The 10,323-nt window shown below is 47.6% G+C and carries 6 protein-coding genes and 2 pseudogenes; all 8 read left to right on the forward strand.

What is annotated here, in order from left to right; translation table 11 throughout:
• Window positions 1–290 precede the first annotated feature (290 nt).
• A pseudogene (locus JCM15548_RS22955) lies at window positions 291–1,234 on the forward strand (glycoside hydrolase family 43 protein); the annotation flags it as partial.
• A gap of 114 nt (window positions 1,235–1,348) precedes the next feature.
• Window positions 1,349–1,969 carry a beta-xylosidase family glycoside hydrolase gene (locus JCM15548_RS22960; protein ID WP_227625466.1) on the forward strand — a complete coding sequence of 207 codons (621 nt, stop codon included), beginning with the start codon at window positions 1,349–1,351 and terminating at the stop codon, window positions 1,967–1,969.
• Window positions 1,970–2,185: 216 nt separating this feature from the next.
• Window positions 2,186–2,431, forward strand: a complete 246-nt coding sequence (locus JCM15548_RS22965) for a hypothetical protein (RefSeq protein WP_227625448.1) — start codon at window positions 2,186–2,188, stop codon at window positions 2,429–2,431.
• The gene (locus JCM15548_RS04095) at window positions 2,383–5,754 is read left to right on the forward strand and encodes a family 43 glycosylhydrolase (RefSeq protein ID WP_227625449.1); all 3,372 of its coding nucleotides are present in this window, start codon (window positions 2,383–2,385) and stop codon (window positions 5,752–5,754) included. The genes JCM15548_RS22965 and JCM15548_RS04095 overlap by 49 nt, the downstream gene beginning before the upstream one ends.
• A gap of 37 nt (window positions 5,755–5,791) precedes the next feature.
• On the forward strand, window positions 5,792–7,540 hold the full coding sequence (locus tag JCM15548_RS04100) for a glycoside hydrolase family 97 protein (RefSeq protein WP_227625450.1): 1,749 nt from the start codon (window positions 5,792–5,794) through the stop codon (window positions 7,538–7,540).
• Between the two features lie 32 nt (window positions 7,541–7,572).
• Entirely contained in the window at window positions 7,573–7,737 is a 165-nt protein-coding gene (locus tag JCM15548_RS22970) for a hypothetical protein (RefSeq protein ID WP_262486885.1), read from the forward strand.
• 63 nt (window positions 7,738–7,800) lie between these two features.
• Window positions 7,801–9,800: pseudogene (locus tag JCM15548_RS26560) on the forward strand (glycoside hydrolase family 95 protein); the annotation flags it as partial.
• Window positions 9,801–9,860: 60 nt separating this feature from the next.
• Window positions 9,861–10,250, forward strand: coding sequence for a glycoside hydrolase family 95-like protein (locus JCM15548_RS26565; RefSeq protein ID WP_439645443.1), 390 nt, complete (start codon window positions 9,861–9,863; stop codon window positions 10,248–10,250).
• Window positions 10,251–10,323: the final 73 nt, after the last annotated feature.

Here is a 10,323-nt window from a genome sequence, read left to right on the forward strand (position 1 = left end):
TCCTCCTTTTTCTTGGGACTCAAAAATCTGATTTTAGATATTGAGCTGTGTCCAATGGGCTATTATTGTCTACGTTTCAAAGTACTTTATCTGAAATTATAAATGCTTATGGGTTAATTCCGCTATTCTTGCTACCCATATTTGTCATTAAGCAGTCAAACTTTAACCAAGCGAGCTACCTGCTCAAAGTGGTGCATAATTTATAATTAAAACAGAAGATGATGAAGAGATTGGATTTAAGATGGACCTTATTCAAAGATTGGCAAATGCTTTTCTTGTCGATTTTTTTGATGCTGTATTTTTCGGTCGAGACGGTGGGGCAAAAAAAATCGGATGTGGCAGTACCTGTGTTTTCAAGGTTTCTTTACGAGGGGGATGATCAGGTGTATAAGGACCATCCTCTGGAGGATGATGAATTCTACACCCCTATACTGCAAGGTTGTTATCCCGATGCAGCCATTACGCGCAAGGGCGATGATTACTTTTTGGTGAGTTCCTCTTTTGCCTTTTTTCCCGGGGTGCCCATTTTTCATTCCACGGATTTGGTGAACTGGAAACAAATTGGTCATGTACTCGACCGGCCTTCACAACTAAAAGTGGAGGAAGCCAGTATTAGTCTGGGTGTTTTTGCCCCTGCCATTAAATACAACCCAAACAACGATACTTTCTACATGATAACCACCCAGTTCGCCGGGGATTTTGGAAATATTGTGGTCAAGACCAAAGATCCCTTTGAGGGATGGAGTGATCCTTACAAGTTAGATTTTCAGGGGATAGACCCCTCTCTTTTCTTTGATGAGGACGGAAAAGCCTATGTGGTGCATAACGATGCGCCCGAAGAAGGTCAAGAGCTCTATCAGGGGCATCGGGTGATTAAAATCTGGGACTATGATCTGGAGAAGGATCAGGTGATTGCCGGCACCGATAAGATTATTGTGGATGGGGGAGTGGATATCAATGAAAAGCCCATCTGGATTGAAATGCCACATATCTATAAGCGCTACGGTCGCTATTACTTAATGTGTGCCGAAGGGGGCACCGGAGCTGGCACAGTGAAGTGATTTTTGTCAGTGACAACCCCAGAGGTCCGTATGTACCAGCGCCTAATAACCCTATACTTTCGCAACGGTATTTGAATCCAAACAGACCCAATAAGGTGGACTGGGCCGGACATGCCGATTTGGTGGAAGGTCCCGATGGGAAATTTTACGGGGTATTTCTGGCCATACGGCCCAATGAGAAGGGCCGGGTAAACATTGGTCGGGAGACCTTCATTTTGCCGGTCGACTGGAGTGGCGAATTTCCGGTGTTTGAGAACGGATTGGTACCCATGGAGCCCAAGTTGAAAATGCCCGAAGGGGTTGTTAATAAAACCGGCACAGAAGGTTACTTCCCAAATGGCAATTTCACCTACAGCGAAGATTTTTCTTCTGACACGCTTGATTACCGATGGATTGGGATCAGAGGTCCCCGTGAAGGCTTCATGACTCAAAGTAAAAAGGGCCTGCAGATTCAACCTTATGAAACCAACATAAAGGCCATGGCCCCAACCTCCACCCTTTTTCACCGTCAGCAGCACAATTCCTTTACGGCCACAACCACCTTGCGTTATGAGCCCCGGTCGGCCACCGATTTGGCCGGAATGGTCTGTTACCAGAGTGAAAGGTTTAATTATGTGTTTGGTATAACCAAAAAGGGCCAGGAGGATTACCTGTTGTTGGAAAGAACAGAAGGGGGTGAATCGGTTATTGTGGCCAGCACAAAGATTGATGTTAGAAAACCGGTGCATTTGCAAATCACTGCCCGGGGAGATGATTACAGATTTAATTATTCCCTCGACGGTGAGCATTTCGAAAATCTTGGTGGTACCGTTTCCGGAGATATCCTTTCAACCAATGTGGCGGGCGGTTTTACCGGTAACTTCATTGGGTTGCATGCCACATCCGTTAATGAAGCCGTCATTGAATAGATGGTATTGGGTCTTTATATTCAGGTGAAAGGTTCAGAAAAGACGGCGTTCTTTTATTTATGTTGTTGAAAAACAGGTTGCCCGACAGGCAGCCTGTTTGTTTTTAGTACAGGCTTTTATCTAATGTTAAAGATTGTATATCTGAAATTGAAAACGCATTGCCTCTGTCTGCCTTATTTTTGTGATAGTTGAGTATTAATCCTTAAGTATGTATTGATGAGAAAGAATCTTAGTCGTTCCCTTCTTCTGTTGCTGTTTTTCTTAATTCTTAAACCCGCGTTGGCCTGGGAAGGAATGCCGCTTCCTCCCCTTAAAGTGGAGGGGCGTTATTTGACAGATACCCATGGCAATGTGGTTAATTTGCATGGTTTTGCCCAGACTTACAGTCCCTGGTTCAACGAGCGGGGCACAAAATGGAACAACTACGATGTGGCGGGTTGCCTGACCTACAATCAGGGCTGATAGACGATATTCTGGAGGCCGGATGGATGATGAATTTTCTGCGTCTGCATATGGATCCGTATTGGAGCAATACCCCCGGATGTACCCCGGATGGCCATGAGCTGCCCAATTGCTTCAGTGAAACCCGATTTCGCAAATACCTCGACGAGGTATTTATCCCCATGGCTGAGTACGCCATTTCCAAGGGCCTTTATGTCATTATTCGACCTCCCGGGGTGAGTCCTGAAGTCATTGGCGTGGAAGATGATTACAATTATGCCGATTACCTCATGACCGTATGGGACATTATGTCAAGTCACCCCCGCATCAAAAACCGTCACGAGATCATGTTTGAGCTGGCCAATGAGCCGGTACGCATAAAATTGGCCGATGGCTCTGTAGGGGCCAATACCCAGGCACATTTTGACGTGCTGAAAGAAATATTTCAACCCATTGTCGACCGCATTCGCAGCAACGGTTTTCACAACGTTTTATGGATTCCCGGCTCAGGTTACCAGGCCCATTACAAGGGTTTTGCGGTGAATCCCATTGAAGGTGACAATATCGGTTATGCGGTACATATTTACCCCGGTTGGTTTGGTAGCGCCAATGGCTATGAAGAATTTAAATCGGAGTGGGATGCGCAGGTAAAACCCGTTGCTGATATGGCCCCCATTGTCATTACCGAAATGGACTGGGCAGATGAAAAGTACGAATCCTCCTGGGGCAAAGGCCATACAGGTACTGCCGGCGGAGAAGGGTTTGGAGCCAACTTTAAAAAGATGATGGATGATAGCGGAAATGCCAGCTGGCTGCTGTTTACCGATGCCCATTTACTGGCCCAATTTACCGGTGAGCCGCCGGCTCCCGGTGAACCCTATACTTTTCTGAACGACCCCGAAGCTTGTCCCTGGCCCGTGTACCACTGGTATCAGGAATACGCCCTGAAGGATTATCCCCGACCGGCCTTTGAAAGGCAATCGCTCAGCGACAATGGTGATGGTACCTATACCAATCCATTGATACATGCTGATTTCCCGGATCCGGATGTGATCCGGGTCGGCGATGTTTACTACATGGTTTCTACCACCATGCATATTTTTCCGGGCGCCACCTTGTTAAAATCCTACGACTTGGTTAACTGGGAATATTGCAGCAACCCCTTGGAGATGATTGCTTCCAGTGACGCCTATCAACTTTTAAATGGCGAAGACCGGTATGCACGTGGACAATGGGCTTCGAGTCTGCGTTACCACAACGGACAATTTTACATCCTTTTCAACACGCTGGATGAAGGCAGTTTTTTGTTGACCGCTGAGGATCCCGAGGGGCTCTGGTCGTTGAAGCCCTTAGCAGGCAGCTATTACGACCCGGGACTTTTGTTCGATGAGGATGGCAAAATATATGTGGTCCATGGTATCAATACTTTGAAGATGACCGAATTGAATGAGAATTTTGAAGCATTGGGTCATGACGAGGTGGTGGTTGAGCGACCGGGTGAGGGACTGGAAGGCAGTCATTTATACAAGATTAACGGCTATTATTACATTTACGCGACCTATGGCGGATGGCCGGCTTCACAGGTGGTTTTTAGATCGGCCAACATCATGGGGCCCTACGAAGAAAAATTTCTCCTGGACGATGACAATATTCACCAGGGCGCATTGATCGAAACCCAGACCGGTGAGTGGTGGACGGTTATGTTTTATGATAAAGGCGCCTTTGGGCGCCTGCCCAACCTACAGCCGGTAGCATGGAATGACAACTGGCCCGTAGTTGGCGCGAATGGTCAAGGCGTAACCACCTTCCGTAAGCCGGATGTGGGGCGGGAATATCCCACGAAAGTCTTGCCCACCAATGATAATTTCCGCCATTACAAGCTGGGAGGGCAATGGGGCTGGAACCACCAGGCCGACCATTCAAAATGGTCCTTGTTCGACCGTCCCGGATTTCTGCGTCTGCAAACAGCAGGAGTGGTCAGTGGGTTTTTAGAAGCCAGAAATACCTTAACGCAGCGCATCTTTGCTTACCATTCCGATGAAATCGATTCCTATGGCACCATCAAGCTGCATATTCAGGAAATGAAGGAGGGCGACGTAGCCGGACTGGCCGTGTTTCAGGATCCTTATGCCTTTATTGGTGTGAAGGTTGTGGATGGTGAAAAGCGACTGATTATGGAGAACAACGGCCTCGAGCAGACAGGGGCTGCTATTGCTGAACCGGTCATTTATCTGCGGGCGGTTGCCAATTATGGCAGCAGCAAAGCTCGGTTCTTTTATAGTCTGGACAACACCTCATATACGCCATTTGGATCCGAGCTGGATATGGCTTTTAATCTTTCCATTTTTACCGGGAATAAATTTGGTATCTTTAACTATGCAACTAAAGAACCGGGAGGCTATGTGGATGTGGATTGGTTCAGCACCGAGAAAAACTTTTCGGAGGAAAGGTTTTACGATGACCGTTTTACCGGTTATACCGAGGAGCAATTGACTTTGACGCGCCTCTATGTGGAATCTGATAACCTGAACATGCTTCTGGGAACCAGCAAAACGCTGAACGTTTATGCGGTTTATCAGGACGGGCATGAAGAGAATGTCACTTCTTCTGCTGAATTTATGGTATCCCGTCCCGATGTTATTAAGATGGTATACGGACAATTAATCGCTTTAAAAAATGGAACAGCGATTATTACCGCCAGCTATGAAGGTCCACTGGGGGGATCCCAATCGTTGGAAATCAACGTGGTTTCCAAAACCTTTCCCTTGATAAGTGGCTTGTTCAATCCTTCGATATGGGAAAATGGGTCTTTTAATGAGGCCACTGGTGAGTTGATTACCGGTCAGTGGGGGTTTGGGGGATGGCAATACGACAATGGCATTGACCTGTCGGACTATAAATACATTGTGGTTCAGCTTAAGCAAGCGACCAACAGTGGCGCTTCTTTTCGCCTGTTTGATGAAAGCAGTTATTGGTCGTCTGCTGCAACCTATGATCTGGGTTCCCAAACACAGCTGGTAGTTGATCTCCATAACATGCAAAAGGAAGTGGGTGGACAAATGGTACCGGCCAATCCGGCCAACCTTTATATTATCGGCTTTTGGTCCCATGGTAACATTCCCATCCTTATAGACCGTGTTTATTTATCCAACAGCGATGATCTGACGCCCACAGCTTTAAAAGAAACGCTCAGGCAGACTTCAGAGACTGATATCGTCGATGTTTATAACCTGACGGGGGTAAGATTAAAGTCGGGCGTTTACGTAAAAATGCTTCGAATGGTTTGCCGGTGGGGGTTTACATCGTCGGGAACCAGTTTTTGGGTAGTGAGAAGATGGTCGTAGGTCATTGAATTTAGTTCTGTTTTTTAAATAATGAATGATGCGCATATTAAATCGATTTTTAGCTGGTGTTTTAGGCCTGTTTATCATTTCAAGCCTCCAGGCAAACCAGATTTCCAGTCCGGATGGCCAACTTCAACTAACGGTGGTCGTTGAGGACGGCAGGCCCCTGTTTTCGGTCACCTACAATGATAAAACCATGTTGGAGAATTCCCCTTTGGGCTTAATGACCAATGAGGGGGATTTTAGTACCAACATGCGTTGGATCGAATCAGATTCAGGAGAAGTCAGTAAGGATTATAAGCAGGAAAAAATAAAGCAATCCAGGGTTAGCTACAAGGCCAACACCCTCAAATGCACCTTTGCGAATGCGGCCGACCGGCCTATATCAGTCTTTTTTCAGGTCAGCAACAACGACATTGCCTTCCGGTATGAGCTACCTAAATGGGGCGATACCAGAGCCTGCGTGGTGGAAAGAGAAACAACCGGTTTTCGGTTTCCTTCCCCGACCAAATCCTATTTGTCGCCCATGATGCGACCCATGGAAGGATTTGCACGTACCTCTCCCAGCTACGAAAGCGGGTATGAAACCGATGCACCCATAGCCAGCAATAACTCCGCTGAAGGTTACGTGTTCCCGGGCCTCTTTCAGGTTGGTGAAGATGGTTGGGTGCTTTTATCGGAGACCGGTGTGAGTAGCCTTTACTGCGCTTCCCATTTAAGCCATTATTCCGATGGTGTATTTACGGTTGATTACCCCAATGTTGGACAAAACAACGGTTTCGGTAGCTCCGGCGCGCAGTTGGGCCTGCCGGGCGTAACGCCCTGGCGGACCATCACAGTGGGTGAAACGCTTAAACCCATCGTGGAGACCACCATTCCCTGGGATGTGGTAGAGCCATTGTACGAACCCTCAAAGGATTATCAATACGGACGCAGCACATGGAGCTGGATCATCTGGCAGGATGCCAGTATGAATTATGACGATCAGGTGCAATACGTTGATCTGGCGGCCGCAATGGACTTCGAATACATCCTGATTGATGCCTGGTGGGATTCCAATATAGGCTATGAAAGAATGGAAGAGCTTATTAAGTATGCGGAAGATAAAGGTATTGGGGTGTTTTTGTGGTACAATTCCAATGGCGCCTTCAATGATGCTTTTCAAACGCCATTGAATAAAATGAATACCTCCATTGCCCGCAAAAAGGAAATGCAGTGGTTGAAGGAAGCAGGGGTCAAAGGTTTGAAGGTGGATTTTCTGGGAGGCGACAAGCAGGAAACCATCCGTTTGTACGAGGACATCCTGTCGGACGCCAACGACTACGGATTGATGATCAATTTTCACGGAGCCACCCTTCCCCGCGGTTGGGAAAGAATGTATCCCAATTTCATAGGCAGCGAAGCGGTGCTGGCTTCTGAAATGCTGGTTTTTGTTCAGGATGTGCGTGAGAAAGAGGCCTTCTATGCCTCCTTGCACCCCTTTATTCGCAATTCGGTGGCCAGTATGGAATTTGGCGGAGTTATACTCAATAAATATTTGAACCGGGGTAATGAGCAAGGACAAAAGCGCTTAACCACAGATGCTTTTCAATTGGCCACCGGTGTGCTGTTTCAAAACCCTGTGCAATTTTTCGCTTTAACACCCAATAATCTGACCGATGTGCCGGAATTTGAGCTGGATTTTATGCGGGAATTGCCTACCACCTGGGATGAAACGGTCTTTATAGATGGTTTTCCTGGTAAGTATAGTGTATTGGCCCGTCGCATGGGGACCTTTGGTATATAGCAGGTGTCAATGGTGAGCTAGAAAGTAAAAAGCTGACACTTGATTTGCCCATGCTGAGCCAACAAACGGTGGCCATGTATAACGACAAAAAGGATGGCACACCTTTTTATGAAAAGGTAAAAGTGTCTGACAAAGGTCAGTTGACAGTCACCCTGCAAGCCAATGGTGGATTTGTTTTGCTTGGATCGTCCAATTAATGGGGTTTACCGTTTTAATATTTAAGCATGAAGGTTATTATAGGATTACTTTTGATATCTATGATGGTTGGCTCCTGTAACAGGGAGCCCAACCGTTCTGATTTAAAATTGTGGTATGCAGAACCCGCCGCTCAATGGGAAGAAGCTCTTCCTCTTGGAAATGGGCGACTGGGCGCTATGGTTTTTGGGAACCCGGCCATTGAGCTCATCCAACTCAATGAAAATACCATTTGGGCTGGCAGTCCCAACCGCAATGACAATCCCGATGCCCTTGAAGCCCTGCCTTTGATTCGTCAACTCATTTTTGAAGGTAAATACATAGAAGCGCAGGATTTGACCAATGAAAAGGTCATCTCCAAAAAATCGCACGGTATGCCTTACCAGACAGCCGGAAATCTTCGACTTAGTTTTGAAGGGCATGCCGATTATGTCGATTTTTACCGCGATCTGGATATTGAGCGGGCTGTGGCCACCACCCGTTATATGGTGGATGAAGTAACTTTTACGCGGGAAGTGTTTTCTTCTTTTTCAGATGACGTCATTGTGGTGCGTTTAACAGCCGACGAGTCCAACGCCATTAGTTTTACGGCGACTTTGGATCGTTCCGAAAGCGGGGATGTTTCAGTGGTTGGCCATGATCTTTTGCAAATGAAAGGCGTCACCAGCAATTTTGAAGGTGTGGAAGGTCAGGTTGAATTCACCGTACTGGGTAAGATTCTTAACGACGGCGGCGAGTTGTCGGCCACCAACCATGAAATAAGTGTGGAAGGTGCCCATCGAGTGACCATCTTTGTTTCCATCGGAACCAATTTTGTGAATTATAAGGATTTGAGTGCCAATGCAGATGAGCGGGCAGAGAACTATCTGGCTAAGGCCCTCGGGTCTGATTACAATGATAGGCAGGAAGCGCATACCGCCTTTTATCAGAATTATTTCAATCGGGTATCACTGGATCTGGGGCAGACCGATTCGATCCATCATCCAACGGATGTCCGTATCGCACAATTCAGTCAGGGAAATGATCCTTCCCTGGCCGCCCTCTACTTTCAGTTTGGCCGCTACCTGTTGATCAGCTCCTCTCAACCGGCACCCAGGCAGCTAATTTGCAGGGAATATGGGCCGATCAGCTTTATCCGGCCTGGGACAGTAAATATACCTTGAACATCAATGCCGAGATGAATTACTGGCCGGCTGAACCAACCCATTTGCCTGAACTGCATGAGCCCATGATTCAGATGGTGAGAGAGCTTTCGGAAGCAGGAAAGGAGACGGCCCAAACCATGTATGGCGCCAAAGGTTGGGTAACGCATCACAACACAGATGTTTGGCGCATTACGGGGCCGGTCGACGGTTCCTACTGGGGCATGTGGCCCATGGGGGGCGTCTGGTTGAGCCAGCATCTCTTTGATAAGTATGAATACAGTGGTGACAAGGAATACCTGCGTTCTGTCTATGATATATTAACCGGGGCTGTGGCGTTTTGTCTCGACTATATGGTGGAGGACCCGGAAAAGGGCTGGATGGTGGTGGTGCCTTCCAATTCGCCGGAGAACTCACCATCTATTCATTATCAGTCGTCCATCGCTTCGGGCACGACGATGGATAACCAGTTGGTTTTCGACCTGTTGACAAAAACCATTCAGGCTTCAGAAATATTGGGCATGGATGAACCATTGGTGCCCGAAATGGAACGCGTTTTAAGTCTGCTGCCTCCCATGCAAATTGGCCAGCATGGCCAATTGCAGGAATGGATGCACGATTGGGATAACCCTGAAGATAAGCACCGGCATGTGTCACATCTTTACGGACTGTTTCCCTCCAATCAAATATCTCCCTATCATACCCCGGAGTTGGCCGATGCTGCTCGTACCTCTTTGATTCACAGAGGTGACCCTTCCACCGGATGGTCCATTAACTGGAAAATTAACTTGTGGGCGCGACTGCTGGATGGGAATCATGCCTACGAGCTCATGCGGGAGCAAATAAAACTGGTGGGCCGGGGAGATGGTAATTCACGGGCTGTTTCTGAATTGGGAGGGACTTACCCTAACATGTTTGATGCCCACCCGCCCTTTCAGATCGATGGGAACTTTGGTTTCACTTCCGGACTCACGGAGATGCTGATGCAAAGTCACGATGGCGCACTTCATTTGCTGCCTGCCCTGCCTGAGGTGTGGCCTTCGGGACGGGTAACGGGACTAAGAGCACGGGGTGGTTTCGAGATTGTTGAATTGGAATGGGACCAGTACCAGGTTACAAGGCTGGTCGTTAAGTCAACCTTGGGTGGAAACCTGAGACTCAGAGCTGCGAATGCACTTGAAGCAAACGGGAAGGATGTTTTAGAGGAGGCAAAGGATAGCAATAGCAATAGCAATCCTTTTTACCAGGTCCCTGCTGTAAAGGAGGCAGTCGTTTCCGCCTCGGCCCAATTAAACCATTTTGGACGGCGCCCATCCTATTTGTACGATATCGAGACGGTTGAAGGAGAGGAGCTTGTATTTGTTGCACAGTAACTCGCTAATGTTTTTGACGAAGAGCTAAAGGACCAGATACTCTCAGGTTTAAGACGCTGCGTCACAGCGACTG

The organism is Geofilum rubicundum JCM 15548 (genome assembly GCF_000974365.1).
In the GTDB taxonomy this organism is placed as follows: Bacteria; Bacteroidota; Bacteroidia; order Bacteroidales; family Marinilabiliaceae; genus Geofilum; species Geofilum rubicundum.

Coding starts and splice junctions, on each gene's coding strand:
- JCM15548_RS22965 (WP_227625448.1), top strand. CDS start 2,186: ATGAGAAAGAATCTTAGTCGTTCCCTTCTTCTGTTGCTGTTTTTCTTA.
- JCM15548_RS04100 (WP_227625450.1), top strand. CDS start 5,792: ATGCGCATATTAAATCGATTTTTAGCTGGTGTTTTAGGCCTGTTTATC.
- JCM15548_RS26565 (WP_439645443.1), top strand. CDS start 9,861: ATGCAAAGTCACGATGGCGCACTTCATTTGCTGCCTGCCCTGCCTGAG.
- JCM15548_RS22960 (WP_227625466.1), top strand. CDS start 1,349: ATGCCCGAAGGGGTTGTTAATAAAACCGGCACAGAAGGTTACTTCCCA.
- JCM15548_RS04095 (WP_227625449.1), top strand. CDS start 2,383: ATGGAACAACTACGATGTGGCGGGTTGCCTGACCTACAATCAGGGCTG.